General features: G+C 72.9%; 23 protein-coding genes. 18 read left to right on the forward strand and 5 right to left on the reverse strand.

Going from position 1 to position 26,415, the window contains the following annotated elements:
* Positions 1-150 precede the first annotated feature (150 nt).
* Positions 151-2,094 (reverse strand): helix-turn-helix domain-containing protein, encoded by a 1,944-nt coding sequence (locus FHS39_RS22765; RefSeq protein WP_184351307.1) that lies wholly within the window; start codon positions 2,092-2,094, stop codon positions 151-153.
* Between the two features lie 316 nt (positions 2,095-2,410).
* On the opposite strand from FHS39_RS22765, the gene FHS39_RS22770 reads away from it, so the two are divergent.
* Positions 2,411-3,130: a methyltransferase domain-containing protein gene (locus FHS39_RS22770; RefSeq protein WP_246470423.1), complete on the forward strand. Its 720-nt coding sequence runs from the start codon at positions 2,411-2,413 to the stop codon at positions 3,128-3,130.
* An 11-nt stretch (positions 3,131-3,141) separates the two neighbouring features.
* On the forward strand, positions 3,142-5,244 hold the full coding sequence (pabB, locus tag FHS39_RS22775) for an aminodeoxychorismate synthase component I (protein WP_184351309.1): 2,103 nt from the start codon (positions 3,142-3,144) through the stop codon (positions 5,242-5,244).
* A gap of 20 nt (positions 5,245-5,264) precedes the next feature.
* Here the strand turns inward: pabB and FHS39_RS22780 are convergent, their stop codons facing one another.
* Positions 5,265-6,398 (reverse strand): transaldolase family protein, encoded by a 1,134-nt coding sequence (locus tag FHS39_RS22780; RefSeq protein WP_184351310.1) that lies wholly within the window; start codon positions 6,396-6,398, stop codon positions 5,265-5,267.
* A gap of 350 nt (positions 6,399-6,748) precedes the next feature.
* Here FHS39_RS22780 and FHS39_RS22785 point away from each other — a divergent pair, with 350 nt between their 5' ends.
* Genes FHS39_RS22785 through FHS39_RS22815 form a run of 7 tightly spaced genes read left to right on the forward strand, consistent with a single transcriptional unit; the run spans position 6,749 to position 14,039 of the window.
* Positions 6,749-7,924, forward strand: coding sequence for a 3-deoxy-7-phosphoheptulonate synthase (locus tag FHS39_RS22785; RefSeq protein ID WP_184351311.1), 1,176 nt, complete (start codon positions 6,749-6,751; stop codon positions 7,922-7,924).
* Positions 7,925-7,978: 54 nt separating this feature from the next.
* Entirely contained in the window at positions 7,979-8,650 is a 672-nt protein-coding gene (locus FHS39_RS22790; protein WP_045934200.1) for an isochorismatase family protein, read from the forward strand.
* A 23-nt stretch (positions 8,651-8,673) separates the two neighbouring features.
* Positions 8,674-10,560: an anthranilate synthase family protein gene (locus FHS39_RS22795; protein WP_184351462.1), complete on the forward strand. Its 1,887-nt coding sequence runs from the start codon at positions 8,674-8,676 to the stop codon at positions 10,558-10,560.
* Complete coding sequence (locus FHS39_RS22800) at positions 10,557-11,015, forward strand: transketolase-like TK C-terminal-containing protein (protein WP_184351312.1); 459 nt, start codon at positions 10,557-10,559, stop codon at positions 11,013-11,015. The genes FHS39_RS22795 and FHS39_RS22800 overlap by 4 nt, the downstream gene beginning before the upstream one ends.
* Positions 11,012-12,133 carry a transaldolase gene (tal, locus tag FHS39_RS22805; protein ID WP_184351313.1) on the forward strand — a complete coding sequence of 374 codons (1,122 nt, stop codon included), beginning with the start codon at positions 11,012-11,014 and terminating at the stop codon, positions 12,131-12,133. Before FHS39_RS22800 ends, tal begins: the two co-directional genes overlap by 4 nt.
* A complete protein-coding gene (aroA, locus tag FHS39_RS22810) occupies positions 12,130-13,404 on the forward strand; it encodes a 3-phosphoshikimate 1-carboxyvinyltransferase (protein ID WP_184351314.1) in 1,275 nt (424 codons plus the stop codon). The genes tal and aroA overlap by 4 nt, the downstream gene beginning before the upstream one ends.
* Positions 13,401-14,039 (forward strand): WD40 domain-containing protein, encoded by a 639-nt coding sequence (locus FHS39_RS22815; protein WP_184351315.1) that lies wholly within the window; start codon positions 13,401-13,403, stop codon positions 14,037-14,039. The genes aroA and FHS39_RS22815 overlap by 4 nt, the downstream gene beginning before the upstream one ends.
* On the opposite strand, the gene FHS39_RS22820 is transcribed toward FHS39_RS22815, so the two are convergent.
* The gene (locus FHS39_RS22820) at positions 14,020-14,604 is read right to left on the reverse strand and encodes an NADPH-dependent FMN reductase (protein ID WP_045934195.1); all 585 of its coding nucleotides are present in this window, start codon (positions 14,602-14,604) and stop codon (positions 14,020-14,022) included. The two genes, FHS39_RS22815 and FHS39_RS22820, sit on opposite strands and share 20 nt — an antisense overlap.
* Before the next feature lie 253 nt (positions 14,605-14,857).
* Between FHS39_RS22820 and FHS39_RS22825 the strand changes: the two genes are divergently transcribed.
* The 3 genes from FHS39_RS22825 to FHS39_RS22835 are packed head-to-tail and all read left to right on the forward strand — an operon-like array spanning position 14,858 to position 18,885.
* Positions 14,858-15,718, forward strand: a complete 861-nt coding sequence (locus FHS39_RS22825; protein WP_184351316.1) for an arylamine N-acetyltransferase family protein — start codon at positions 14,858-14,860, stop codon at positions 15,716-15,718.
* Positions 15,719-15,754: 36 nt separating this feature from the next.
* Complete coding sequence (locus FHS39_RS22830; protein ID WP_184351317.1) at positions 15,755-17,335, forward strand: class I adenylate-forming enzyme family protein; 1,581 nt, start codon at positions 15,755-15,757, stop codon at positions 17,333-17,335.
* Positions 17,332-18,885 carry an FAD-dependent monooxygenase gene (locus tag FHS39_RS22835; protein ID WP_184351318.1) on the forward strand — a complete coding sequence of 518 codons (1,554 nt, stop codon included), beginning with the start codon at positions 17,332-17,334 and terminating at the stop codon, positions 18,883-18,885. The genes FHS39_RS22830 and FHS39_RS22835 overlap by 4 nt, the downstream gene beginning before the upstream one ends.
* Before the next feature lie 104 nt (positions 18,886-18,989).
* Here FHS39_RS22835 and FHS39_RS22840 read toward each other — a convergent pair whose 3' ends face one another.
* Together FHS39_RS22840 and FHS39_RS22845 are read right to left on the reverse strand one after the other, a co-directional pair.
* Positions 18,990-19,529 (reverse strand): SRPBCC family protein, encoded by a 540-nt coding sequence (locus tag FHS39_RS22840; RefSeq protein ID WP_184351319.1) that lies wholly within the window; start codon positions 19,527-19,529, stop codon positions 18,990-18,992.
* Between the two features lie 130 nt (positions 19,530-19,659).
* Entirely contained in the window at positions 19,660-20,646 is a 987-nt protein-coding gene (locus FHS39_RS22845) for an NADPH:quinone reductase (RefSeq protein WP_184351320.1), read from the reverse strand.
* 334 nt (positions 20,647-20,980) lie between these two features.
* Between FHS39_RS22845 and FHS39_RS22850 the strand changes: the two genes are divergently transcribed.
* From FHS39_RS22850 to FHS39_RS22875, 6 genes are read left to right on the forward strand one after another with little or no spacing between them, the layout of a single operon-like run.
* Positions 20,981-22,441 (forward strand): ATP-binding protein, encoded by a 1,461-nt coding sequence (locus tag FHS39_RS22850; protein WP_184351321.1) that lies wholly within the window; start codon positions 20,981-20,983, stop codon positions 22,439-22,441.
* A 29-nt stretch (positions 22,442-22,470) separates the two neighbouring features.
* Positions 22,471-22,869, forward strand: a complete 399-nt coding sequence (locus FHS39_RS22855; protein WP_184351463.1) for a roadblock/LC7 domain-containing protein — start codon at positions 22,471-22,473, stop codon at positions 22,867-22,869.
* A complete protein-coding gene (locus tag FHS39_RS22860) occupies positions 22,866-23,228 on the forward strand; it encodes a DUF742 domain-containing protein (RefSeq protein WP_184351322.1) in 363 nt (120 codons plus the stop codon). Before FHS39_RS22855 ends, FHS39_RS22860 begins: the two co-directional genes overlap by 4 nt.
* Positions 23,206-23,808, forward strand: a complete 603-nt coding sequence (locus tag FHS39_RS22865; RefSeq protein WP_184351323.1) for a GTP-binding protein — start codon at positions 23,206-23,208, stop codon at positions 23,806-23,808. The genes FHS39_RS22860 and FHS39_RS22865 overlap by 23 nt, the downstream gene beginning before the upstream one ends.
* Positions 23,808-25,265 carry a cytochrome P450 gene (locus tag FHS39_RS22870; protein ID WP_343069712.1) on the forward strand — a complete coding sequence of 486 codons (1,458 nt, stop codon included), beginning with the start codon at positions 23,808-23,810 and terminating at the stop codon, positions 25,263-25,265. Before FHS39_RS22865 ends, FHS39_RS22870 begins: the two co-directional genes overlap by 1 nt.
* Entirely contained in the window at positions 25,262-26,365 is a 1,104-nt protein-coding gene (locus FHS39_RS22875; RefSeq protein ID WP_343069697.1) for a cytochrome P450 family protein, read from the forward strand. Before FHS39_RS22870 ends, FHS39_RS22875 begins: the two co-directional genes overlap by 4 nt.
* Positions 26,366-26,415 lie beyond the last annotated feature (50 nt).

A 26,415-nucleotide genomic window follows, 5' to 3' on the forward strand; every position in this document is an offset into this window, starting at 1 on the left:
CGCGGGGCGTTCGTTCAGTGGCTGGCACCGGCACGTGACACTGGCCTCCGCCGCCCATGCCGTGGCGGCGCTCAGCACCCGACACGACAACACCCAGCACGCCGGCACCCGACACGACAACACCCGACACGAGAACGACAGGCGGCTGGGCTACGTCTCGTGAGACTCCGCGGCGGCCTCGGCGGCGGGCTCGTCGCGCCAGCGCAGGCTGTGCCGTATCCGGAAGACCCGCAGGGCCAGCTGTACTTCCAGAGCCCGCTCCGGCTGCTGCCACTCCGGTCCCAGGAGTTCGCTGATCCGCTCCAGTCTGCGTGCAACGGTGTTGGGGTGCACATGAAGCTTCTTGGCCGCGTTCGTCGGGCTGCCGCCCGCGTCGAAGTACGTCTCCAGCGTGCGCGTCAGATCCGTGAACCGCTGCTGGTCGTAGTCGATGACCGGACCGATGGCGCAGTCGACGAACCCCTCCACGTCGTGGTTGTCCGACAACAGCACGCCGAGGAAGCCGAGTTCGCGCACGGACGCCGAGCGGCCGAGCACGCCCAGCGACGTCATGGCATCCAGGCAGCGCAGCGCCTCCTGGAAGCCGTGGTGGACCGAGGCGGGACCCGAGACGGGGCCCGCGGCGCTGACCGTCACCGGGTGGCCCAGCAGCGGCGAGAGCTCCGCGGAGACCGCGCGGGCCGCGGCCCCCGCCTCCGTGCCCGGCAGCAGCAGGACCGCACAGCCGTTGTGCATGCTCTTCAGCCCGCACATCCGGTGCGCATAGGACGACGCCCAGACCGCCATCTTGCCCCGGGCGTCACCCTCGGGCCGGGCGACCACCACGATGTGCGGCTTGGTCAGGTCCAGGCCCAGGCGGCGGGCGTGCTGCTCCAGCTGCTGCGGGGGGCGCTGCGGGCCGCCCAGCAGCTGCCCGAGGAAGTCGTCGCGCACCTGCCCCTCCGCGATCGCCGTCCTGCTGCTCTCCACCAGCAGCTGGACTGCGACCACTTGGGCGACGAGCCGCAGCAGCCGTTCGTCCTCCACGGTCCAGGGGCGCTCGGGGCGCAGCAGCAGCGTACCCAGATTGCCGCTGCCGGCGGCCACCGGCACCGCCCACAGCCTGCCGCCGTCCAGCGCGACGGGTTCCCGCGCGGCGTGGGCGTCCATGGTGGCCAGCACCAGCGCGGAGTCCTCGCCCTCGGGCATCTCGCCGACCGTGGTCAGCACCGTGCCGTTGGTGGCGCACACGCGCAGGGTGCCGCCCAGCTCCTTGGCCGCCTCGTGGGACAGGGTGGTCAGATCGCAGTCGTCCAGCACCAGCTGGATGAGCCGGTTGTGGGTCTCGCTGAGCTCCCGCGCCCCGCGCAGGCCCGCCTCGACGTCGACGGTGTGCCGCTCCAGCTCGGCGACGAGCGCGGTGGTCCGGTCGAGCAGCTGCGCCTTCTGTATGGCCACGCTCGCCAGGTCGCCGAGGGAGCTGAGCAGGGCGACCTCGTCGGCCGAGAAGTGCCGCACGCTGCGGTCGGCGACGTAGAGCGAGCCGAACGGCTCGGTGCCGCGGGTCAGCGGGACGGCCAGGACGGCGTGCAGCCCCTCGGCCTTGACGACGTCGTCGATGCCGGGATTGTGGGATATCCGTTCGTCGGCGAGATAGTCGGGGGTCCAGAAAGGGGACGGGTTCTCCAGGACGGCGCGTCCCATTCCGCCCGTACCCGGGATTCGCAGTCCTACGCTGAGTGCGGTGGTGTGCCCGTCGGAAGCGCGGACGGTGACGATTCCCTCTGCGTCGTCCGGCATACCTATATATGACATGTCGACGGCGAGCAGCAGCCGGGCCCGCCGGGTGATGACCTTGAGCAAGGTATCCAGGTCGTGCGGGTTCGCCAGGTCGCGCGCGGTATCGACGAGCGCGGAAAGGCCGGCTTCCCGCTGCTGCTGCCGCTCGGCCAGGGCCTGAATGCCGAGGCCGAGCTGCTTGGCCCGCTCCAATGCCTCCAGGGGAGCGCCACAGAGGCCTTTGCCGCGGGCTTCCTCCACCAATGCCTCGTACCGGTGGTGAGGTGCCCCGTCGGCCAGCAGCTGTAGCACGGCAAACGCGCCGATATCGGACATGCCTTGCGCTTGCGACACGATGCCCCCCCGGGTACCCCTGTGCGTAGCCGCACGGATTGTGCCACGGCATGTACGCCGGGAAGCAATGCACCCCAGCGGTGGTGCGTCAAGCTTGATCGTTCAAGGTATGCGAGGAAGCCGTACGGCCGCAAGCGATGTGGATGGTGTCCGGACCACCGCCGCCGCTTCCCCGAGTGTTACTGGATCACCTTCCACGCTTCGGGCCCGATAGGTGATGGTTGATGAACACCCGGCAGTGAGCCGGGAGTTGCTGCCGAGCCCTAGGGGGATGGGGATGCAGGAGGCACGGGACTACATGCGTTCACTCGAGCGCAGCCGCACGGCGCTTACGCGCAAGGACCGCCCGTCGGTTTTCACGATGTACGGCCGCGAGTGGGATCTCTTCCCGGAGGTCTTCGCGCCGATCTACTCGCCGGCGACCGGAATTTCCATGGATTTCCTCGGGCTGTCGGAATCCGTGGAAGTGCCGTGCACCGGTTCGCTGTTGGAGATCGGATGTGGCACGGGCGTCATCGCGGTCTCGGCCGCGCTGGCCGGTTGTGAAAGGGTGGTCGCCTCCGACATCAACCCCGCGGCCGTCCTGAACGCCGCGGCGAACGCGGCCCGGCACGATGTGTTCGAGCAAGTGCGCACAGTGCGCGGCGACTTGTTCGGGGGACTCAATGAAGGCGAGCGCTTCGACACGATATTCTGGAATTCCAACTACGTGCTCGCGCCGGAGGATTACGAGTACGGCTCGGTGCACGAATGCGCCTATGTGGACCCCGGCTATGCGGCCCATCGCCGCTTCCTGGCGGAGGCCCCCGGCTGGCTGACTCCGACGGGCTCGGTACTGCTGCACTTCAGCACCCGCGGCGACCTGGTGAGCCTGCTGCGGATCGCGGGGGAGGCGGGCCGCAGGGTCCGCACGGTGCAGAGCGTCGTGGTGCAGGAAGGTGCGCACCAGGTCGAGCACATGCTGCTCGAAGTAACTCCGGCGCAGGCACCGGCCCGCCGGACGGCAGCTGCTCGTTGAGGGGAAAGCACGTGCGCACTTTGCTCATCGACAACCACGACTCCTTCACGTACAACCTCTTCCACTACCTGGCCGAAGTCAACGGCCGGGAGCCGGAAGTCGTCGTCAACGACGATCCGCTGTGGCGCCCCGGACACCTCGCCGGCTTCGACAATGTCGTCCTCTCGCCCGGCCCCGGCAACCCGGCGAACGAACGGGACTTCGGGATCTGCCGCGAGATCGTCCGGCACGGCGGCCTGCCCACGCTGGGCATCTGCCTGGGCCACCAGGGGCTGGCCCTGCTGCACGGCGGGGTGGTCGACCGGACCGCGCAGCCGTGCCACGGCCGCACCGCCTCCGTCGTCCACCGCGGCAGCGAACTCTTCGAAGGGCTGCCGTCTCCCTTCGAAGCCGTGCGCTACCACTCGCTCGCCGTCCACCGGGTGCCCCGGGAGCTGGAGGCGGTCGCCTGGACCACCGACGGCATCGTCATGGGCCTGCGCCACCGGGAACTCCCCCAGTGGGGCGTGCAGTTCCATCCCGAGTCCGTGCGCAGCACGCACGGCCACGCCATCCTGCGGAACTTCCGCGACCTCAGCGAGAGCCGGGGGAAGCGGCGCCGCCGCGTCCTCGCGGCCGCCCCCGCCCGGCCGGAGCCCCGGCCCGCGCAGACCGGCCCCGCACCTCGCCGGCTGACGGTGCTGGCCGCCGCGCTGCCCACCCAGTGGGACGACGAGGCCGCCTTCGACCACCTCTTCCGCACCGGGCCGCACGCCTTCTGGCTCGACAGCAGCCGCCGCGGCGAAGGTGCGGGGCGCTTCTCCGTGATGGGGGACGCCTCCGGGCCGCTGGCCCGCATCGCCTCGGCGGACGTCTGGAGCAGCACCGTGACCGTACGCTCCGCGCACGGCACCGAGGTGGTCACCGGCGAGTTCCTCGACTGGCTCGACCGCGACCTCAAAGCGACGCGCACCGAAGTGCCCGAGCTGCCCTTCGAGTTCGCGCTCGGCTGGGTGGGCTACCTGGGATACGGGCTCAAGGCCGAGTGCGGCGGCGAGCGGACCCACCGCAGCGAGGAGCCCGACGCCACCATGGTCTTCGCCGACCGGGCCGTGGTCTTCGACCACGCGACCGGGACCACCCACCTGCTCGCCCTCGCCGAGGACGGCGACGACGGCGCGGCCGGGGCCTGGCTGCGGACGACCGCGCTGCGGCTGAAGACGATCTCCGACGAGCCGGCGCGCTTCGCCGGACGGCCCGACGCGTTCGGCGAGATCGAGCTGCGCCACGACCGCGCCGGCTACCTGCGCCGCATCGGCGACTGCCTGCAGGAGATCGCGGCGGGGGAGTCGTACGAGATCTGCCTCACCAACATGGCCGAGGCGCGCGGCAGCCTGGACCCGTGGCAGGGCTACCAGTTCCTGCGCCGCACCAGCCCCGCCCCATACGGCGCGCTGCTGTGCTTCGGGGAGCTGGCGGTGCTCAGCACCTCTCCCGAAAGGTTTGTGCGCGTGGACCGGCAGGGCCTGGCGGAGTCCAGACCCATCAAGGGCACCCGGCCGCGCGGCGCCACGCCCGACGAGGACGCGGCGCTCGTCGCCGAGCTGCTCTCCAGCGAGAAGGACCGCGCCGAGAACCTGATGATCGTGGACCTGGTCCGCAATGACCTGGGGCGGTGTGCCGAGGTGGGCACCGTCGAGGCGGAGGAGGTGTTCCGCGTCGAGACCTTCGCCAAGGCCCACCAGCTCGTCAGCACCGTACGGGCCCGGCTGCGCGCGGACCGCAGCTCCGTCGACTGCGTCCGGGCCGCCTTCCCGCCCGGGTCGATGACCGGGGCGCCCAAGGTGCGCACCATGCAGATCATCGACCGGCTGGAGGAGGGGCCGCGCGGTGTGTACTCGGGGGCCGTCGGCTACTTCTCCCTGAACGGGGCGGCCGATCTGAGCGTGGTGATCCGCACCGTGGTCGTCACCCCCGGGCGGGTGCGCTACGGGGTGGGCGGCGCGGTCATCGCGCTCTCCGACCCCGAGGAAGAGTTCGAGGAGACGGCCGTCAAGGCTGCGCCGCTGACCGCCCTGGCGGGCACCGGCTTCCCCGAGCGCCGACGCGACGCGGCCGACGCCCTGTCCCGGTGACGGACGGCTGCGCACGGCGCTCAGCCCGCCGTGCGCAGCCGCTCACCGACCGCGGACCGCAACTCCCGCCAGGAGGCGACCAGATGATCCATGCTCTCCGCCTCGAGCTTCTTCGCGACCTCGTCGAGCAGGACGCCGAGTTCCTCCAGCCTGTCCACGGCGGCCCGCGCCGCGCGGTGCTCGCCGGTGAGGGTGTCGCCCTGGAGGCGGCCGCTGCGGCCGGCCTCGTCGAGGACGGCGGCGGGCATGGCGATGACGGTGCCCCAGGCGACGAGCGTCTCCACGTAGCGGACCGGGCGGGGGTCGCCGGGCACCGGGGGCGTACCGACGTCCCACACCAGGCGCTGGGGGCGGGCGCGCCGGGCCGTCAGCGCCCGCCAGCGGGGGCAGCCCAGCCGTTCCTCGTAGAGCCGGTAGACCAGCCGGGCGGTCGCCAGGGCGGCGGTGCCGTGCAGGGCGGGGGCGGTCCGGCCGCCGAGCTCGGCGAGGCGGGAGTCGGCCTCGGCGTCGATGCGGCCCACGGACAGGGACACCAGGGAGGAGACGGAGGAGAGGTCCAGGCCTTTTTCAAGGGCGCGTTCCAGCCCCTCGAAGTACGCGTCGACGACCTGGCCGTAGCGGCGCACCGAGAAGACCTCGGTGACGTGCACGCCGATGCCCCGGCCCAGGCATTCGACGATCGCGGCGAGGCCCTCGTCGGTCGCCGGGATCTTCACCAGCGCATTGGGGCGGCAGGCGGCGCGATGCAGCTCGGCGGCGGCGGCGACCGTCGCCGGGGCGTCGTGGGCGAGCGCCGGGTCGAGGTCCATGGAGACCTGGCCGTCGAGGCCGTCGGTGGCCTCGAACACCGGCCGCAGCTCGTCGCAGGCCGACCGCAGGTCGTACGCGCACAGGGCGTGCACGGCCGTCTCCAACGGGACCGAGCGGCAGGCGAGATGGGCCAGCTGCTGGTGGTAGGCGGTGGTGCCCGTCAAGTCCCGGGCCAGGGCCGCGGGCTCGAAGGCGGCGCCCCGCACGGCGCCGGAGGTGACGAGACGGGCCAGCAGCCCCGAGGTGAGCGACGACCGGCACAGGCCGTCCAGCCATGGTGAGACCCCTTCTGCGATCAGTTCTCGCAGAACCGCGCCACCTGATGTCACCGTGCGCTCTCCCATGGAAGCATTGCCCCCTCTCCGGGCCGGTAGCCGAAAATACTCAGGGCAGAGGGCACGACAGTAAAGCGGAAAAGCGGCATCCGCGAACAGCGTGCCCCTTACTCCGTCACATTGGCGCGAAGCGCGGCTTGACAGCGACGTGATGAAGTCTCGTCCACATGACGGAGTGGACGGGATGCCGTTGGCGGATTCCACGGCGTCAACTGACGATCGATTGCCGGCAGTCGGTTTGCGAGGCCCATGCCCCGCCGACTGCGTCCGTCGCCCGGAAGGAGTCCGGAAGTCCCTCCATTGCCTTGGTTCAACCCTGTTTGCGAGCAGTCCCTTAACGAAGCACCATTGGAGATTTCGTGAACAACGCTCTGCTCGATGCCCGTCTCAAACCCGCGCTGCAGCAGCCCGATTGGGGCGACGCGGCGCCGCAGGCCCGGCTGGTCCGGGAGGAACTCGCCGCCCGTCCCGCCCTGGTGCGCGCCGCCGACGTGCGCACCCTCCGCTCCCACCTCGCCCATGTCGCGCGGGGCGAGTCCCAGGTGGTGCAGGCCGGCGACTGTGCGGAGGACCCGGCGGAGTGCACCTCGGGCTACGTGGCCCGCAAGGCCGGGCTGCTGGACGTCCTCGCGGGCGTGATGAAGATGATCACGCACAAGCCCGTGGTCCGCGCCGGACGCATGGCCGGCCAGTTCGCCAAGCCCCGCTCCAACCCGACCGAAACCGTCGGCGGCACCGAACTGCCCGTCTACCGCGGGCACATGGTCAACGACCCGGACCCGCACCCGGAGCGCCGCCGCCCCGACCCGCAGCGCCTGCTCTCCGGCTACCTCGCGGCCAGCGAGGCCATGACCCACCTGGGCTGGCTCAACCCCTCCCGCCGCTCGGGCATCTGCCCGCCCGTGTGGACCAGCCACGAGGCGCTGCTGCTGGACTACGAGCTCCCCCTGGTCCGCCGGGACGAGGAGGGCCGCGCCTGGCTCACCTCCACCCACTGGCCCTGGATCGGCGAGCGCACCCGCCAGGTGGACGGCGCCCACGTCGCCCTGCTGGCCGAGGTCGGCAACCCGGTGGGCTGCAAGGTCGGGCCCTCCATGGACACCGACGAGCTGCTGGCCCTGTGCGAGACGCTCGACCCGGACCGGGAGCAGGGCCGGCTCACCCTGATCGCCCGCATGGGCGCGGGCGCGGTCACCGAGCGGCTGCCCCGGCTCGTCGAGGCCGTCAAGGCCGCGGGCCACCCGGTCATCTGGCTCACCGACCCGATGCACGGCAACACGGTCTCGGCCCCCGACGGGTTCAAGACCCGCTTCCTGGACACCGTGATCCGCGAGGTCCGCGACTTCCAGTGCGCGGTCCGCACCGCCGGCGGCATCGCGGGCGGCCTCCACCTGGAGACCACCCCCGACGACGTCACCGAGTGCGTCCAGAACGAGTCCGGCATCGACCGCGTCGGCGACAAGTACACCAGCTTCTGCGACCCCCGGCTCAACCCCTCCCAGGCCATCGCCGTGGTCTCCGCCTGGCAGGGCTGACGGCCCCGGCGGGCGGTGGCAGGACACCTCACTGACAAGGAGAGAGAGCACACCATGGCAGGCATCCCCCCGATCGAGCCGTATCCGATGCCGACAGCGGGCGACCTGCCCGGCAACACCGCCCAGTGGACCGTCGATCCCGAGCGCGCGGTCCTGCTCGTCCACGACATGCAGCGCTACTTTCTCAAGCCCATCCCCGCCGTCGGCCCGGGGGACGAGCTGGTGCGCAACGCGACGCTGCTGCGGGAGACGGCCTCCGCGCTCGGCATGCCCGTGGCCTACACCGCCCAGCCGGGCGGGATGGACGAGGAACAGCGCGGCCTGCTCAAGGACTTCTGGGGCCCGGGGATGCGGGTCGACCCCGCCGACCGCCAGGTCGTCGACCCGCTCACCCCGGCCCCGGGGGACTGGGTGTTCACCAAGTGGCGCTACAGCGCCTTCTTCCGCTCGGACCTGCTCCAGAAGATGCGTGCGGCCGGCCGCGACCAGCTCGTCGTCTGCGGCGTCTACGCCCACGTCGGCGTGCTGATGACCGCCGTCGAGGCCTTCACCAACGACATCCAGCCCTTCCTGGTGGCCGACGCGGTGGCCGACTTCTCCCAGGCGTACCACCGCCTCGCCCTCGACTACGCCGCCGAGCGGTGCGCCGTCGTCGCCACCACCAAGGGGATCCTCACCGACCTCGAGGGCGCGGCCGCCCTCGCCACCGAAGGGGGCGCCGCATGAGCGCAGCCCAGGAAGGACCGGCCATGACCGACGACCTGCTGGCACGGGTGCTGGGCCCGCAGCCGCCCGCCTTCGCCGTCCTCCACCGCCCCGACTCGACCGGGGCCGACACCTTGGACGTCCTCCTCGGCGAAGTCCAACTGCCCGGCACGCTCGCCGACATCCCGCTGCACGGGACCTCGGACGGCGGGGACGGCCCCCGGCACGAGGTGCTCGCCGTCGTCCCCTACCGGCAGATCGCCGAGCGCGGCTTCGCCTGCGCCGACGACGGCGCGCCGCTGATCGCGATGACCGTCACCGAGCAGGCCGCCCTGCCCGTCGCCGAGGTCCTCACCCGCATCCCCGAGACCGGGATCACCCTGTCCGACGGGCACTTCGACGTCGACGACCAGGCGTACGCCGAGACCGTGCGCCGGGTGATCGCCGACGAGATCGGCGAGGGCGAAGGCGCCAACTTCGTCATCAAGCGCTCCTTCGTCGCCGACATCAGCGACTACACCACCGCCCACGCGCTGACCTTCTTCCGCCGCCTGATGGAGCGCGAGTCCGGCGCCTACTGGACCTTCATCGTCCACACCGGGGACCGCACCTTCGTCGGTGCCACCCCCGAGCGGCACATCAGCGTCCGCCAGGGCACCGCCGTGATGAACCCCATCAGCGGCACCTACCGCTACCCGGCCGCGGGCCCCAGCCTGCCCGAGGTCATGGACTTCCTCGCCGACCGCAAGGAAGCCGACGAGCTCTACATGGTCGTCGACGAAGAGCTGAAGATGATGGCCCGCATCTGCGAGACGGGCGGCCGCGTCGTCGGCCCCTACCTCAAGGAGATGGCGCGCCTGGCCCACACCGAGTACTTCATCGAGGGCACCACCGACCGCGACCCGCGCGACATCCTGCACGAGACGATGTTCGCGCCCACGGTCACCGGCAGCCCCCTGGAGAGCGCCTGCCGCGTCATCGACCGCTACGAGCCGCAGGGCCGTGGCTACTACAGCGGCGTCATCGCCCTCATCGGCCGCGACGGGCAGGGCGAGCGCACCCTGGACTCCTCCATCCTCATCCGCACCGCCGAGATCGACGCCGCGGGAACGGTCCGCATCGGCGTCGGCGCCACGCTCGTACGCCACTCCGACCCCGACTCCGAGGTCCTGGAGACCCGGGCCAAGGCCGCCGGGCTGATCTCCGCCCTGGAGACCGGCTCCGCCACCCGCTTCGGCGCCCACCCCAGCGTCCGCGCCGCCCTGGAGCAGCGCAACGACACCATCGCCGGATTCTGGCTCGCCCAGGACGCCGACCGGGTGCGCACCGATCCCGCCCTCGCCGGGCGGCGGGCGCTGGTCGTCGACGCCGAGGACACCTTCACCTCGATGATCGACCACCAGCTCCGCGCCATGGGGCTGACGGTCACCGTGCGCCGCTTCGACGAGTCCTACGACTTCGACGGCCACGACCTGATCGTCATGGGCCCCGGCCCCGGCGACCCGCGCGAGGGCGACCACCCCAAGATCGCCCACCTGCGCGGCGCGATCCGCACCCTGCTCGCCGAGCGGCGGCCCTTCCTCGCCGTCTGCCTCAGCCACCAGGTGCTCAGCCTCCAGCTGGGCTTCGACCTCGTCCGCCGCGACGTGCCCAACCAGGGCGTCCAGCGCGAGATCGACCTCTTCGGCGCCCGCGAGCGGGTCGGCTTCTACAACACCTTCGCCGCCCACAGCCACGACGACAAGGCCGAGTGCGAAGGCGTCGGCGTCGTCGAGGTCAGCCGGGACGCACGGACCGGCGAGGTGCACGCCCTGCGCGGACCGCACTTCGCCTCCATGCAGTTCCACGCCGAGTCGGTGCTCACCCAGGACGGTCCCCGCATCGTCGGCACGACCCTCGCCTCGCTCCTGGCGGGGGTGCCGGTCGCATGAACGCGCCGGGCATCCGCGCCGCCGCCGTGCCCCCGGGCACGGCGGCCCGGGGCGGCTACGTCCTCTCCGACGCCGAACGCGGCACCCCCGACGTCGTGCTCGTCGCGGACGGCGCCGAACTGCGCACCGCCCTCGAAGCCCGGCGCATCCTCCAGCGCGACGGCATCGCCACCCGCGTGGTGGCGATGCCCTGCCCCAAGTGGTTCGACGAACAGGCCCCCGCCTACCGCGACGCCGTCCTGCCCCCGGCCACCCCCCGGATCTCCGTGGCCGCGGGCACCGCGCTCGGTTGGTACCAACTCCTCGGCGGCGCGGGCGAGACGGTCGGCCTGGACCGGTTCGGCGCGGGCGCGACCTACCGCAACCTCTACGAGAGCCGGGGCCTGACCCCCGAGCGGGTGGCGGCCGCCGCACGGGCCGCGGCCGCCCGCGCCCCGGGAAGGGAGCGCAGATGACCGGCGACGTCCTCGAACGGCTCACCACGGCCGGGGTCTCGGTGTGGCTCGACGACCTCACCCGCGACCGGCTGGCCGACGGCTCACTGGCCGCCCTGGTCCGCAGCCGCCGGGTCACCGGCGCCACCTCCGACCCCTCGATGCTGGCCAAGTCCCTTTGTGACAGCCCCTTCTACGCCGGACAGCTCGACGACCTCGCCCACCGCGGCGTCCGTGCCGAGCAGGCCCTGCGCCTGGTCACCACCCACGACATCCGCTGGGCCTGCGACATCCTGCGGCCCGTCCACGAGGCCACCGGCGGTGCCGACGGGCTGGTGTCGGTGGGCATCGACCCCCGCCTCGCCCACGACGCCGGGGCCACCCTCGCCGAGGCCCGCGAGCTGTGGCGGGTCACCGGCCGGGCCAACGTCATGGTCAGGATCCCGGCGACCGACGCGGGCCTGACGGCCCTGAGCGCCTGCCTCGCCGAAGGCATCAACGCCGACGCCACCCTGATCCTCTCCGCCGACCGCTACGACCTGGTCGCCGACGCCTGCTTCGAGGGACTCGAACGCGCCCACCGGGCCGGCCTTCCCCTCGCCGGCATCTCCTCCGTCGCCTCCTTCCTCGTCGGCCGCATCGACAGCGCCGTCGACACCCTGCTCGACCGCGAGGGCACCCTGGAGGCCAGGGCCATGCACGGCACGGCCGCCGTCTCCGGCGCCCGCCTGGCCCACGAGCGCCACGAGCGGACCTACCGGGGCGCGCGCTGGCGCGCCCTGGCGGCGCTCGGCGCCCGGCCCCAGCGGCTGCTGTGGGCCGACACCACCGTGCGCAACCCCGCCTACCACGACACCCGTTACGTCGACCGGCTCGTCACCCGCGGCACCGTCAACACCATGCCCCCCGCCACCCTGCAGGCCGTCGCCGACCACGGCTCGGTCGTCCCCCGGCGCTGGACCGAGGAGACCTACGACGACGCCCGCAGACTCCTCGGCCACCTGCAGTGGTTCGGCATCGACCACGGCGAACTCGTGCTCCGGCTGGAGAGCGAGGCGCTCAAGCAGGCCGATGACTCCTGGCACCAGCTCCTCGACGCCCTCACCCTCGCACTCGACAAGGACCGGCAGACGCCATGACCACCTGGCCCGCCCTGCGCACCCCCCTGACCGCGCGCATCCCCGGCTCCAAGAGCATCACCAACCGGGCCCTGCTGCTGGCCGCCGCCGCCCAGGGCACCACGGGCCTGTGGGCGCCGCTGGTCAGCGACGACACCCTCGCCTTCCGCACCGCGCTGACCGACCTCGGCATCCGCGCCGAGACCACCCCCGACGACCAGTGCTGGGAGATCACCGGCGCCGGGCGCGGCCCCACCGGGCCCACCCGCATCTGGTGCGCCGACGCCGGCACGGCCGCCCGCTTCCTGCCGCCCTTCGCGGCCACCGGCGACGGCGAGTTCGTCTTCGACGGCTCCGCCCAGCTGCGCGCCCGGCCCTTGCACCCGCTGGCCGAGGCCCTCGCCCGGCTCGGCGCCCGCGTCCGCACCGACGACGGCGGCGACACACTGCTGCGCATCGACGCCAGTGGCCTCGACGGCGGCGAACTCGCCCTGGACTCCTCGCTCAGCAGCCAGTACCTCAGCGGGCTGCTGATGGCCGCCCCCCTGATGCGCACCCCCTTGGCCATCGACGTCCACGGCCTCGTCAGCCGCCCCTACATCGACATGACCCTCGCCCTGATGCGCCACTTCGGCGCGACCGTCGAGGAGAGCGCCGCGGGCCGGATCGAGGTGCGGCCCGGCGGCTACACCGCCACCGACCTCGTCATCGAACCCGACGCCTCCACCGCCTCGTACGTCTTCGCGGCGGCGGCCGTCACCGGCCGCAGCGTCACCGTGCCCGGTCTCGGCAGCCGCAGCCTCCAGGGCGACCTGCGCTTCGCCGAGGTGCTGCGGCTGACCGGGGCCGAGGTGGAGGTGCGCGAGGACGCCACGACCGTCACCGGCACCGGGCGGCTGCGCGGCGGCTTCGACGTCGACATGGGCGACATCTCGGACACCTTCATGACGCTGGCCGCGATCGCCCCGCTCGCCGACGCCCCCATCACCGTGCACGGCATCGCCCACGCCCGCCTCAAGGAGTCCGACCGCATCGCCGCGGTCGCCCGCAACCTGCGCGCGCTCGGCATCACCGCCGACGAGGGGCCCGACCGGCTCACCGTCCACCCCGGCCGGCCGCGGCCCGCGCGCATCGCCTGCCACCGGGACCACCGCATCGCCATGGCCTTTTCCGTCCTCGGTCTGCGGGCACCGGGCGGGATCACGCTCGACGACCCCGACTGCGTCGGCAAGACCTTCCCCGGCTTCCACGCCGAGCTGCACCGCCTCTTCGACGGGCCGGCCGCACCGTGAGCGGGACCCGCGCCACCGCCTGGAACCCCACGGCACCCGAACTCCTCGCCGCCGCCTCGCCGGACCGCAAGGTCACGGTCTGGCAGGTGCCCGAGCGCGGCCCCGCGGCCCTCGTCGCCGTGCTGGCCCACCACACCGACACCGTCAACTCCCTGGCCTGGATGCCCGACGGGCGGCGGCTGGTGTGCGTGTGCGCCGACGGCCGCGCCGCCATGTGGGACGCCCTGACCGGCACCTTCCTGGCCGACCTCAGCTCGTACGACACCCACTGCACCATGGTTGCCGTCAGCCCCGAGGGGCTCGTCGCCACCGTCGGCGAGGACGGCCTGATCGTCGTCGGCCACCCCGACGACGGCGTGCAGAACCTCGCCATCCGGCACTACGACTGCACCGTCGAGTGCTGCGTCTGGTCCCACTCCGGCCGGACGCTGGCGGTGGGCTGCGACGACGGCACGGTCGACCTGCTGAGCGCCGGGCTGTGCCTGGTGCACACGGTGGACGTCCCCGGAGCGGCGGCGCTGACGGTCGAATGGGCGCCGGACGACGCCTCGTTCGTGGTGGGCGCCGCCGACGGGACCCTGCACTTCTTCGCCGTCGGCGGCGGGAGACCGGTCGTCAGACGGCGGACGGGCTGAGCGCGCCGCGCCCGGACCGGGCCACCGCGGCGAGCGTCGCACCCACGAGGGCGCGCAGCGCGGCGAGCACCTCCGGGTCGCGCATCTCCCCGTCCCCGTCCAGCCGTTCGTCGGCCCGGTCGATCGCCACCGACGGGTGGGCGACGACGCGGGCGTCACAGGCCCGCAGCACATCCCGCAGCAGCGGCTGCGCATCGGCCGCCCCCCGCCCGCCGGGCGAGGCGGACAGCACCGCGACCACCTTGCCGGTGAGCGGACTCGCGCCCGTCGGCCGGGACAGCCAGTCCAGGGCGTTCTTGAGCACGCCGGAGACCGTGCCGTTGTACGAGGGGGTGCTGATGACCAGCGCGTCGGCGTTCGCCACCAGGGCACGGGCGGCCTGCACCGCAGCCGTCATCCCGGCCTCCTCGACGTCCCCGTCGTAGTAGGGGATGCGCCCGATGGGCAGCGAGGCCACGTCGACGGGTTCCGGCATGTCCTCGACGATCCGTCGTACCGCTCGCAGCGCGGCCGAATTGAGCGAACCGCGGCGCAGGCTTCCCGAAATCAACACGAGCCTGGTCATGTCGTTTTCCCAACGTTGCGGAGATCCGGTGGGCCGAGCTTACGTCCCGCGACAAGGCCTTTTTCGGCATCGGACCGGGTTTATGTCAGGTCGTCACCATCAGCCCGAAGGAAACCGGACGTCCTGATCTGACATATTTCCGCGGCAGTGACGGACTGCCCGCAGCACCGTTGGCGGCCGCCACGGCAGCCCCACAGGATGGAAGAGCGCACGGTGCGCATCACGACGGCGCACCAGGGAGGGGCGAGAGCGGATGGGCAACGTGACGCTGACCGAGGAGCGGACGGCCGACGGCGGCTGGGGTGCGGAATCCCTGGACCTCGACGCCTACTTCGCCCGGATCGGCTACGACGGCCCGCGCACCGCCACCACCCGCACGCTCGCCGCCCTGCACCGCGCCCACCACGCCGCCGTCTGCTTCGAGAACCTCGACGTGGCGCTCGGCCGCGAGATGCCCCTGGACGTCGAGAGCCTCCAGCGCAAGATGGTCGCAACCCGCCGCGGCGGCTACTGCTTCGAGCAGAACCTCCTCTTCGCCGCCGCCCTCGAACGGCTCGGCTTCCCGCTCACCCGGCACCTCGCGCGCATCCGCCGTGGCCGGCGCACGGTCCGCTACCGCTCCCACGCCGCCCTCGTCGTCGAGGCGGAGGGCCGCCCCTACCTGTGCGACGTCGGATACGGCGACGAGGGGCTGATCGAACCGATCCCCTTCGAGCCCGGCGCCCGGCTGACCGTCGGCGACTGGACGTGGGGGGTGGGCCTGGACGGCGACGAGTGGATCCTCCAGTCCCTGCACCCCGACGGCTGGTTCGACGTCTACGCCCTGCGCCTGGAGCGCCACCACCCGGCCGACTTCGAGGTGTCCCACTACTACACCGCCCACCACCCCGCCTCCCGGTTCACCGGGGCGGTGGTGGCCATGCGCGGCGACGAGCACGTGCGGCACACGCTCAAGAACCGCACGCTTGCCGCCCGCTACGCCGACGGCCGCACCCTGCGCACCGAGCTCGCCCCCGACGAGGTGGTCCACGTGCTGCGCGGCACCTTCGGCCTCACCGTCACCGGCGAGGAGGCCATCCAGCTCCAGCGGTGCGTGGCCTCGTACCGCGACTGACCCCGCCGCCCGCGACCGCCTGGAGGAGGCACCGCCATGCTCCGACCGCCCACCGGCAAGGAAGGCCTCTACCTCGGCGTGGTCCCCGAGCGCGCCGCCGCCGACCACCCGGACGTGACCGTCGTCCTCGACCACGACCTGGCCGCTCTGCCCGGCACCGGCCGCAGCCTGACCTATGCCCGACTCGCCGAGCACGTCGACGACATCGCGGCCCGGCTGTGGGCCGTGGGCGTGCGGCCGAGCGAGCACGTCGCGGTGCACAAGTCGGCGGGCTTCGACATCTACCTCCTCGCCTGCGCCGCGGCCCGCATCGGCGCCGTGCCGGTGCTGCTCTCCCCGGCGCTCGACGGCGAGACGGTCACCGCACTGCTGCGGCGGCTGCACCGCCCGCACCTGCTCACCGACGAGGAGAAGCTGAGCGGCCCCCTGGCCGGCTTCCCTACGGCCGAGGTCGCCGACCGGGTCGTCACCACCGGTCCCGCCCGCCCCGGCGCCGTCGCCCTCTCCGAGCTGGCCGGGGCCCCGCGCCGCGAGCCGGTGTTCCTGCACCCGGACCACCCGGCTCTGATGACCCACACCTCCGGCACCACGGGCCTGCCCAAGCTCGTCGTGCACACCGCCGCCAGCCTCGACGGCCGCTGCCGCCCGCAGGCCAGGCTGGCCTCGCTGATCCGCACCCGCGAGACGTACGCCGCCCATCTGTCGTACGTGCACTCGCGGATGTACCTGGCGCTCGCCACCATGCTGCCCAAGGGCATGCCCGTCGTCATCCTCGACGACCCCGACCCGGACAACGTGGCCGACGTCTTCGCCGCCACCCGCCCCGGCTTCGTCGAGACCCACCCCAACTCCTTCATGCAGTGGGAGGGTCTGGCCGACGACCCGCGCGAGCCGCTGGCGGGCGTCAAGTACTTCAGCGCCACCTTCGACGCCCTGCACCCGCCCACCCTGCGCAAGCTGCTGCTGGCCTCGCGGCGCACCCTGCCGCTGTTCTTCCAGTTCTACGGGCAGAGCGAGTGCGGCCCGCTCGCCGGGCGCTGGTACACCCGGCGCACCGTGCACAAGGCCGACAGCCGCTGCCTGGGCTTCGCGATCCCCGGCGCCACCCGCTTCCGCCTGGTCAGCCGCAACGGACGGCGCCCCTCGAAGGCCAACCCCGGGCTGATCGAGGCCCGGACCGCGGGCCGCGCCGTCACCTACTTCGCGGAGCGCGAGCGCTACGAGAAGGAGCTGCACGGCACGTGGTGGCGCACGGGCGACGTGGGCTACCGCACCGCGTTCGGCTGTCTGCACCTGCTCGACCGCGAGGTCGACGTGATCCGGGGCGTGTGCTCCACGCTCGAGGTCGAGGACGTGCTGATGGAACGGCTGCCCGAACTCATCGAGATCGTGCTGGTGCCAGGGGAGCGCGAGGAGCCCGTGCCGGTGGTGTGCACGCGCGACGACCGCCCGCTGGACCCGGCGCGCTGGGCCACGGCCGCCGCCTGCTACCCGCAGCTGGCGGCGCCCGTCCAGATGTCCCTGGCCGACGTGCCGCGCACCGCCACGATGAAGGTCCGGCGCATTGAGCTGGCCCGCCGGCTGGCCGGGACCGCCGAGCCGGAGCAGGCGCGGTGAGCGACCACGACGTGCTCGTCGTGGGCGCGGGACCCACCGGGCTGCTGGCCGCCTGCGAACTGCTGCGGCGCGGCGTGCGCGTACGCATCGTCGACCGGGCGCACCGCCCGGCGGACGCCCCCAAGGCGCTGTCCCTGTGGCCGCGCGCTCAGGACATCCTGGAGGACCTCGGCCTCGGCGAGGGGCTGCGCGCGGCCTCCGTGCCCATCCGCCGCTACGGCTACTTCTCCGACGGCCGCCCGGTGGCCTCCTTCGCCATCCCGGCCGAGCACGCGGCCGTCAACCTCCCGCAGTACGAGACCGAACGCCTGCTCACCGAGCGGCTGCACGAGCTCGGCGGCAAGGTCGAACGAGGCATGCGGCTGTCGGCGGTCGACGACGTCCGCGGCTCCATCGCCGCGACGGACGGGGTGAGCGCCCTCCTGGAGCATGCGGACGGCACCGTCGAGCGCACCCGCACGCCCTTCCTGATCGGCGCCGACGGTGCAGGCAGCACGGTACGTGAACAGCTGGGCATGGGCTTCGAAGGCTCCACCTACGAGATGGCGTTCGCCCTCGTCGACGCCCGGGTGGAGGGCCGGCTGCCGCCCGACGAGATCCTCTACTACCAGGCGCCCAGCGGCACCCTGGTCATCGTGCCCCTGCCCGACGGCATCTTCCGCATCCTGTCGGTCCTGCCCGGGCGGGACCGGAAGCCGGGGGCCGCCATGATGCAGGCGCTGCTGGACGAGCGCGGCCCCGGCGGCGTCCGCATCACCGAGCCGGTGTGGGAGACCGTCTTCACAGTCCACGCCCGCAGCGCCACGCACTTCAGGCGCGGCCGGGTCTTCCTGGCGGGCGACGCGGCGCACGTGCACAGCCCGGCCGGGGGACAGGGCATGAACAACGGCCTGCAGGACGCGCACAACCTCGGCTGGAAACTGGCCGCGGTGATCCACGGCCACAGCCCGGACTCGCTGCTCCTCGGCTACGGGCCGGAGCGCGCGGAGGCGACCCGGCGCATCGTCCGCGACACCGACCTGCAGACCCGGGCCTGGATGGCCGACGGGCCGCTGCGCGTACGGGCCCGCGACGCCGCGTTCCGGCTGCTGGAGCGGACGGGCGCGGTCAGCCGCTTCTACGCACCGGTCATGGCCGGGCGGCGGCTGGCCTACGCGCCGGTGCGGGAGAGCCAGTCGCCCTCCCTGCCCTCCGGCTGCCGGATCCGCGGGCGGCTGCCGGGCGGTCTGACGGCCGGTGCGCTCTTCCCGCGGCGGCTCGCCCTCGCGTACGGCATCGCGGGCCCGGCGGCCGACCCCGCGGGCTGGACGGTGGCGGTCCTGCCGCCCGCAACGGGACCCTGGACGGACCGGGTCGAGCACCTCGTGCGGCAGTGGCCGCAGATACGGGTGGTGCTGCTGCGGCGCGGCGAGGCCGCGGAGGCGACCGGCTGCGGGCGGTCCGGCTACTACCTGATCCGCCCGGACGGGCACATCGCCGCGCACGGACACGCCCGCGACCTGCACCGGCTGGAGGCGGAGCTCGCGGTGTGGCGGGGCCGGCGCCCGTAGGGCCCTTCCGGCACGGTCCGGCGTCCGGGAGGCCGCCTTCCCGCCGGGGGATTACGGGAAGGCGGCAGCTTGTGGGGTGAGTCTTCCCGGGGGAGAGGGCTTCGCTATGCCTGTTCCACGACCGTTTTGAGCCGCTTCAGCGAGGTGGCCACGTCCTGCCCGAGCTTGGCGTTCCACTCGGTGACGAAGCGCGCGCATCCGGCCTCGGACAGCCCGTCGAATATCTTGGCCAGGCCCTCGGTGAGACGGCCGAGCCGGTAGTGGTGGACGAGCACGCAGCCGTCGCGGGTTGGCCGGATCTCGTAGGTCCAGGTGCTGTCCTGCTTCTCTCCCGCGCTGTTCAGCACCACCCACTGGAAGAGGCGTCCGCGCTCGGCGGCGGTCACCTCGGACTCGGTCTGCCACCCGCCGCGGACGACGGGCGCCCAGGACACGACGTCCGTGCCGCGCAGATTGTCCCCGCGGAAGACCGAGCCGACCGCGCCCGGCATACCGGAAATCCACCGGCCGCCCCGGCATTCCGGGCTCCACTCGCCGCTGCGCGCGAGATCGCTGACTGTGTCGTACACCTCGTGCGGGCTCGCGGCGATGGCGATCTCGGCCCGGACGCGGAAAGTCGTTTCCTCGTCGGTGCTCTGGCTCATGTCATCAATATGCGGGTGGCCGCCGGGGGCGGTCAATGCGTGATGTGGTGGTCCGTCATGTTGAAAACACCATGGAAATGCGCCCGTTGAATGCGCAAGGAATACCGGGGATTTCGTGCCCGGTATCGGGCTAGTGCGCGAGGCCGGTCCGCAGGACGATCCGCTTTCCGTGCAGCTCGCCCTTCTCCATCCGCCGGTGCGCCTCGGACGTGGCGCTCAGCGGCAGGACCTCGGCGGCGCGGGGGCGCAGCAGCCCGGCGGCGAGCAGCCGGTTGACCACGACGGCCGCGTCCGCGAGTTCCGCGACGGAGGCATGGGAGATGACGAAGCCCGTGATCGAGCCGTCCTTCTGGTACAGCGGCCCGACCGGCAGCACCGGGCGCGCCGCGGGCCCCGCCAGCAGCACGATGCGGCCGCGCGGGGCGAGCAGTTCGACCGCGATGGCCAGGTCGTTCACGCCGGAGGTGTCGATCCACAGGCCGACGCCGCCGGGGGCGGCCTCCGCAAGGCGCCCGGGGAGCGAGGGGTCGCGGTAGTCGAGGACTTCGGCGGCGCCGAGGGAGCGCACGTACGGCGCGTCGGACGCGCTCGCCGTGGCGACGACGCGCGCGCCCGCCCGCGCGGCCAGCAGCACCGCGGCGCTGCCCACGTTGCCCGCGGCCCCGGCGACCAGCACCGTCTCGTCCGGCCGCACCCGGCCGTGGGTGAACAGCGCGAGGCAGGCGGTGGCGGCGGGATGGACCACGGCGACCGCGTCCTCCGGGCGGACCCCGGCGGGCAGCGGGTAGAGGCGCTCGACCGGCACCACGGCCTGCTCGGCCGCCGCGCCCTGACGGCCGTCGTGCCCCAGGCTGTTGCACCACACCAGGTCCCCGGGCGCGAAGCCGGTGGCCCCCGGTCCGGCCTCGGCGACCTTTCCGACCACATCGCGCCCCACCACGAATGGAAAGGGAAGGGGCGTACGGAAATCACCGGAGCGGATAAAGGTGTCGACCGGATTGACGGTGGTGGCGATGACGTCCACCAGGACGTCGGTCGGCCCGGGGCGAGGCGTGGGAAGCTCGTCGAAGTGAATTTCCTCCGGCGAGCCGAGCTTTTCGACAAAGGCGGCACGCATGGTCATGCAGCCTGTCACGGAGACCGCGTTCTTTTGAAGAGACACCGCCGGTACGGCCGTGTGAGGTGTCAGGTCGCGCGGCATCTCGCCCCGGATTGGCCTGGACCACGGCCGCCGACCGGGCGGAGGGGGCAGTTCCGGCCTTGATGGGGCGAACCGAAAGTGCAAGTCTGTTCGATGCTCGTGACGGAGATCGGACACAGGGTCACCGCCGTGGTTAGGATGATCGGCGTATTCCGCTTCTGGACGGGACGTCAGGACGCCGACCTGTCCTTCTCCCGGCCGCCGGCCGGGCGGTGCCCCCACCGCATGCCCCTTCGTCCAAGAGGAATTGATGTCACATCACATACCGGAGGTGGTGATCTGGTGTCTGGCCATCGCGCTGACCGCCGTCGCGGTCCTGCTGATGCGCCAGCGGACGATCACCACCGGAGTGCGCAGGCGCATCGACCAGCTCGAAGAGAGCGTCCGGGCGCGTGACGAGGAGATACGGCACCTGGTCGGCGTGCGACTGCCCGCCGTCGCGGACGCCGCCGGGCCCTCGGTACCGCTGCCCGGCCCGCTCGACGACCGGCTGACCGGCACCGACTTCGCGCACAGCCTCCAGTCCGTGATGGACTACTTCACCCAGGCCGTCGACCGGGCCCAGGCCCGCGCTGACCAGTCCGCCAAGGCCGCGCTCAAGGCGTCCATGCGCGCCCTCCAGGGCCTCGCCCACGAACAGCAGCTGGCCATCTCGGACATGCAGGACCGGCACGACAACCCCGACGTGCTGCGCGACCTGCTGGAGATCGACCACGCCAACTCCCAGTTCGGCCGCCGCGCCCAGGCCATCGCCGTGCTGTGCGGCTCCTGGCCCGGCCGCCAGCGCGTCGCCTCCCCGCTCACCGACGTCGTACGGGGCGCCACCTCGCGGATCCGCGACTACCGCCGCGTACGCGTGCACAGCCAGATCGACCTCGCGGTCGTCAGCCGGGCCGTGGAGCCCGTCGTGCTCGCCGTCGCCGAACTCCTCGACAACGCGGCCCGGCACTCCCAGCCCAACACCACCGTCGAGGTCAGCCTCCAGCCCGTGCACAACGGCGCCTCCATCGTCATCGACGACGCGGGCGTGGGCATGGACAACCAGGAGATCCAGCAGGCCGTCGCCCTGCTGTCCGGCCGCCGGCCGGTCGACGTCTCCCGCCTCGGCGACCCGCCGCAGTTCGGCTTCCCCGTCATCGGCGTGCTCGCCGCGCGCTACGGATTCAGCGTCTCCGTCGACACCCGCTCGCCCTACGGCGGCGTACGCGCCGTGGTGTTCCTGCCCAGCTCGCTGCTGACCCAGCTCGAGATCGACGGGCCCGGCACCACCCCGCTGACCGGACACCCGCGAGGCACCGCCAAGGGCCCCCGCACCTCCGCCCGCACCCACACCCCCCGCCCTGCGGAGCGCATCCACCCGCCGCAGCCGCCCGAGCACCCCGCGGCCCACCCCGGCCCCGACGCCCCCGCAACCCCGGGCGCCGGCACGGTCGTCGGCTCCACCAGCGGCGGACTGCCCAAGCGCCGCCGCCGGCAGCCCGGCGCAGCGCACCCGCGGCCCGCCGCGCCGCTGCCCGCCGAGACGCCCACGGAGCGCACCGCCGAGGAGAACGCCCGCCGCATGGGCGCCTTCGCCCGCGGCACCCGCGCCGGCCGCGTCGGCCACCACCCTCCGCCCGACGGCCGCATCCCGGGCCCCCCGCCCGGACCGGCCCCCGGCCGGCCCCCCGGCCACGCCCCCGCAGAAGACGAAGGGAACCCGCACGCGTGAACGACCACCTGAACAAAGAGCTGGGCTGGATGCTCGACGAGGTCGTCAAGATGCCGGAGGCCCGGCACGCCATCCTGCTGTCCGCCGACGGCATGCTGCGCGCCCACTCCCAGGGCATCGACCGCGACGAGGCCGAGCGCCAGGCCGCCGCCCTCTCCGGACTGCAGTCCATCAGCCGCTCCACCGGCGACTTCTGCACCCACCCCCAGCACCACGAAAGCCCCTGGCGGCAGACGCTCGTGGAGTTCGCCCACGGCTACGTCTTCCTCATCGCCGCCGGCCCCGGCGCCTACCTCGCCGTCTCCGCGGGCGAGAACGTCGACATGGAAGCCGTCACCTACCGCATGCAGAAGACGGTCGACCGGCTCGGCAAGGAGCTCGTCAGCCCGCCGCGGCAGGACACCTGGCAGGGCGGCAGCCCGGCATGACCCCGCCGGCGCCGAGGCACGAGCGAGGGCTGGTGCGCCCGTACGTCGTCACCGACGGCCGCTCCCACCCCACCCGCAACACCTTCGACCTGGTCACCCTGGTCATGGCGCACGGGGACCGGCCGCTCGGCGGCCTCAGCCCCGAAAAGCGCAGGCTCATGGAACTCTGCCTCGGCGGCGCCCTGTCCGTCGCCGAGATCGCCGGCCACCTGATGCTGCCCGTCAGCGTCGTCAAGGTACTGCTCGGCGATCTCGTCGACAGCGGCCACCTCACCACCCGCGCCCCCATCCCCTCGGCAGAACTGCCCGAGGCCCAGATCCTCCAGGAGGTGCTCGATGGACTCCGCGCTCGCCTCTGACGGAGCCGTCTACCTGCCCCGTACCGTCCGGACCGCGGCGAAGATCCTCGTCGTGGGGCACTTCGCGGTCGGCAAGACCACCTTCGTGGGCTCGCTGTCGGAAATCCGGCCGCTGCGCACGGAAGAGACCATGACGCAGGCCGGCGCCCTCGTCGACGACCTCGCCGGCATCGACGGCAAGACCACCACCACGGTCGCCATGGACTTCGGCCGCCTCACCCTCAGCGACAGCCTCGTCCTCTATCTCTTCGGCGCCCCCGGCCAGCAGCGCTTCACCCGCCTCTGGCGGGACATGACCCACGGCGCGCTCGGCGCCCTCGTCCTCGCCGACACCCGGCGCCTGGAGCAGTCCTTCGAGGTCATGGGGCTGCTCGAAGAGCACGGCCTGCCCTACGCCGTCGCCGTCAACCACTTCGACGGCGCCCCCGCGCACCCGGAGGAGGAGATCCGCGAGGCCCTCGACCTGCTCCCCGAAACGCCGCTGGTCACCTGCGACGCCCGGGACCGCGTCTCCTCCACCCGCGCGCTGATCACCCTCGTGGAATACCTCCACCGCCGCACCACCCAGGAGCACGTGTGATCCACCGCCCCGACGGACCCCCGCCGCCGGGCTGCCCCGCCCACCAAGGCCCCGCCACCCCCCTGTACGGCCCCGACTTCGCCGCCGACCCGCACGCCGTCTACCAGCGGCTGCGCACCCAAGGCCCGGTGGCGCCCGTCGAACTCGCCCCCCGCGTCCGGGCCACCCTCGTCACCGACTACCGGGCGGCACTCGAGGTTCTGCGCAACACGGACGTCTTCGGCAAGGACGCCCGCCGCTGGCGCGCCCTCGCCGAAGGCCGCGTCGAGGCGGACAACCCGGTCGTGCCGATGATGGCCTACCGCCCCAACTGCCTCTTCTCCGACGGCGACGACCACCGCCGCTACCGGCAGGCCGTCGACGACAGCCTCGCCCGCATCGACCCCAACGCCCTGCGCGGCTACGTCGAGCGCAGCGCCGACAGCCTCATCGACCGCTTCACCGCCCTCGGCGAGGCCGACCTCCTCGGCTCGTACGCCAAGACCCTGCCGCTGCTGGTCTTCCAGCAGCTCTTCGGCTGCCCGCCCGAACTCGGCGACCGGCTCGTCGAGGGCTTCTCCGGCATCTTCGACGGCGTCGACGCCGAGCGGGCCGACGCCCTCATCACCGCCAGCCTCGTCGAACTCCTGCGCACCAAGCGCGAACAGCCCGGCGCCGACATGACGTCCTGGCTGATGGCCCACCCTGCCCAGCTCACCGACGAGGAGATGCTGCACCAGCTCGTCGTCCTCATCGGCGCGGGCACCGAACCCCAGCAGAACCTGATCGCCAACGCGCTGCGCCTGCTGCTCTCCGACGACCGCTTCGCGGGCGACCTGCGCGGCGGCAGCATGCCCGTGGAGGACGCCCTCGACGAGGTCCTCTGGCTCGACCCGCCGATGGCCAACTACGGAGTGCACTACCCCGTGGCCGACGTCGACTTCGGCGGCACCCTGCTGCGCGAGGGCGAGCCCGTCGTCGTCAGCTTCGCCGCCGCCAACACCGACCCCTCCCTGCGCTCCGACCACCGCACCGGCAACCGCGCCCACCTCGCCTGGAGCGCGGGCCCGCACCACTGCCCCGCCAAGGACGCCGCCCGCCTCATCGCGGCCGTCGCCGTGGAACGGCTGCTGGACCGGCTGCCGGACCTGGAGCTCGCCGTCCCCGTCGACCGCCTCGTCTGGCGTCCCGGCCCCTTCCACCGCGCCCTGACCGCGCTGCCCGTCCGCTTCCCCCCGGTGCCCCTGCCCGTCCCGGCCCCCGCGCCCGACCTCACCGGCACCCGCCGGAACCACCGGCCGGCCCCCGCCGAGCACCCCACCGCCCCGACCCCAGGAGACAGCCGATGGACCGCCAGACCTGCCCCGTCGCAATCGATCCCTCCGGCAGCGACATCCACGGGGAAGCCGCCCGCCTCCGCGCCGACGGGCCGGCGGTCCCTGTGGAGCTCCCTGGCGGCGTGGTGGCGTGGGCAGTGACCTCCCAGCCGCTGCTCAAGCGGCTGCTGACCGACCCGCGCGTCTCCAAGGACCCGCGCCGGCACTGGCCCGCCTGGATCAACGGCGAGATCTCCCCGCAGTGGCCGCTGTACACCTGGGTGGCCGTGCAGAACATGTTCACCGCCTACGGCAGCGACCACCGGCGGCTGCGCACCCTGGTCTCCAAGGCCTTCACCGCCCGCCGCACCGCCGCCCTGCGCCCCCGCATCGAGGAGATGGCCGGCGCCCTCCTCGACGGCCTCGCCACCACCCCGCCCGGTGAGATCACCGACCTGCGCGAGGGCTACGCCTACCCCATCCCGATCCAGGTGATCTGCGAACTGTTCGGCGTCGAGGACGAGGCCACCCGCGAAGGGCTGCGCCGCTGCGTCGACTCGATCTTCCACACCTCCGCCGACCCGGAGGAGGTCACCGCCACCTACACCGAGCTCTACGCCCTGCTCGGCGCGCTCGTCGCCGCCAAGCGGGAGCGGCCCGGCGACGACATGACCAGCGTCCTGATCTCCGCCCGGGACGAGGAGGACACCCGCCTGAGCGAGCAGGAGCTCGTCGACACCCTGCTCCTGATGATCGGCGCCGGCCACGAGACCACCGTCAACCTCCTCGACAACGCCATCCACGCCCTGCTCACCCACCCCGAGCAGCTCGCCCTCGTCCGCGAGGGCAAGGCCGGCTGGGACGACGTGATCGAGGAGACCCTGCGCGTCCAGGCCCCCGTCGCCAACCTCCCCCTGCGCTACGCGGCCGAGGACATCGAGCTCGCCGACGGCATCACCCTGCGCCAGGGCGACGCGATCATCGCCGCCTACGCCGCCGCCGGGCGCGACCCGGAGCTCTACGGGGACGACGGCGCCCGCTTCGACGTGCTGCGCGCCACCAAGGAACACCTCTCCTTCGGCCACGGCGTGCACTTCTGCCTGGGCGCCCCGCTGGCCCGCCTGGAAGCCGCCGTCGCCCTGCCCGCCCTCTTCGAGCGCTTCCCCGGGATCGCCCTCGCGGCCGCCCCCGACGAGCTGCAGCAGGTCGACTCCTTCATCTCCAACGGCCACCGCACCCTGCCGGTCCGGCTGCGCCCCTGACCGCCTGCGCACCCACCAGCCGCTCTACCACGCAATCCGCGGAAAAGGGT

It is taken from the genome of Streptomyces olivoverticillatus, from assembly GCF_014203555.1.
In the GTDB taxonomy this organism is placed as follows: Bacteria; Actinomycetota; Actinomycetes; order Streptomycetales; family Streptomycetaceae; genus Streptomyces; species Streptomyces olivoverticillatus.

Excerpts from the sequence above, each read along its gene's own strand:
- FHS39_RS22765 (WP_184351307.1), bottom strand. The coding sequence starts at position 2,094 with ATGTCCGATATCGGCGCGTTTGCCGTGCTACAGCTGCTGGCCGACGGG.
- FHS39_RS22770 (WP_246470423.1), top strand. The coding sequence starts at position 2,411 with ATGCGTTCACTCGAGCGCAGCCGCACGGCGCTTACGCGCAAGGACCGC.
- FHS39_RS22780 (WP_184351310.1), bottom strand. The coding sequence starts at position 6,398 with ATGGGAGAGCGCACGGTGACATCAGGTGGCGCGGTTCTGCGAGAACTG.
- FHS39_RS22790 (WP_045934200.1), top strand. The coding sequence starts at position 7,979 with ATGGCAGGCATCCCCCCGATCGAGCCGTATCCGATGCCGACAGCGGGC.
- FHS39_RS22795 (WP_184351462.1), top strand. The coding sequence starts at position 8,674 with ATGACCGACGACCTGCTGGCACGGGTGCTGGGCCCGCAGCCGCCCGCC.
- FHS39_RS22800 (WP_184351312.1), top strand. The coding sequence starts at position 10,557 with ATGAACGCGCCGGGCATCCGCGCCGCCGCCGTGCCCCCGGGCACGGCG.
- tal (WP_184351313.1), top strand. The coding sequence starts at position 11,012 with ATGACCGGCGACGTCCTCGAACGGCTCACCACGGCCGGGGTCTCGGTG.
- aroA (WP_184351314.1), top strand. The coding sequence starts at position 12,130 with ATGACCACCTGGCCCGCCCTGCGCACCCCCCTGACCGCGCGCATCCCC.
- FHS39_RS22820 (WP_045934195.1), bottom strand. The coding sequence starts at position 14,604 with ATGACCAGGCTCGTGTTGATTTCGGGAAGCCTGCGCCGCGGTTCGCTC.
- FHS39_RS22825 (WP_184351316.1), top strand. The coding sequence starts at position 14,858 with ATGGGCAACGTGACGCTGACCGAGGAGCGGACGGCCGACGGCGGCTGG.
- FHS39_RS22830 (WP_184351317.1), top strand. The coding sequence starts at position 15,755 with ATGCTCCGACCGCCCACCGGCAAGGAAGGCCTCTACCTCGGCGTGGTC.
- FHS39_RS22840 (WP_184351319.1), bottom strand. The coding sequence starts at position 19,529 with ATGAGCCAGAGCACCGACGAGGAAACGACTTTCCGCGTCCGGGCCGAG.
- FHS39_RS22845 (WP_184351320.1), bottom strand. The coding sequence starts at position 20,646 with ATGCGTGCCGCCTTTGTCGAAAAGCTCGGCTCGCCGGAGGAAATTCAC.
- FHS39_RS22850 (WP_184351321.1), top strand. The coding sequence starts at position 20,981 with ATGTCACATCACATACCGGAGGTGGTGATCTGGTGTCTGGCCATCGCG.
- FHS39_RS22855 (WP_184351463.1), top strand. The coding sequence starts at position 22,471 with ATGCTCGACGAGGTCGTCAAGATGCCGGAGGCCCGGCACGCCATCCTG.
- FHS39_RS22860 (WP_184351322.1), top strand. The coding sequence starts at position 22,866 with ATGACCCCGCCGGCGCCGAGGCACGAGCGAGGGCTGGTGCGCCCGTAC.
- FHS39_RS22865 (WP_184351323.1), top strand. The coding sequence starts at position 23,206 with ATGGACTCCGCGCTCGCCTCTGACGGAGCCGTCTACCTGCCCCGTACC.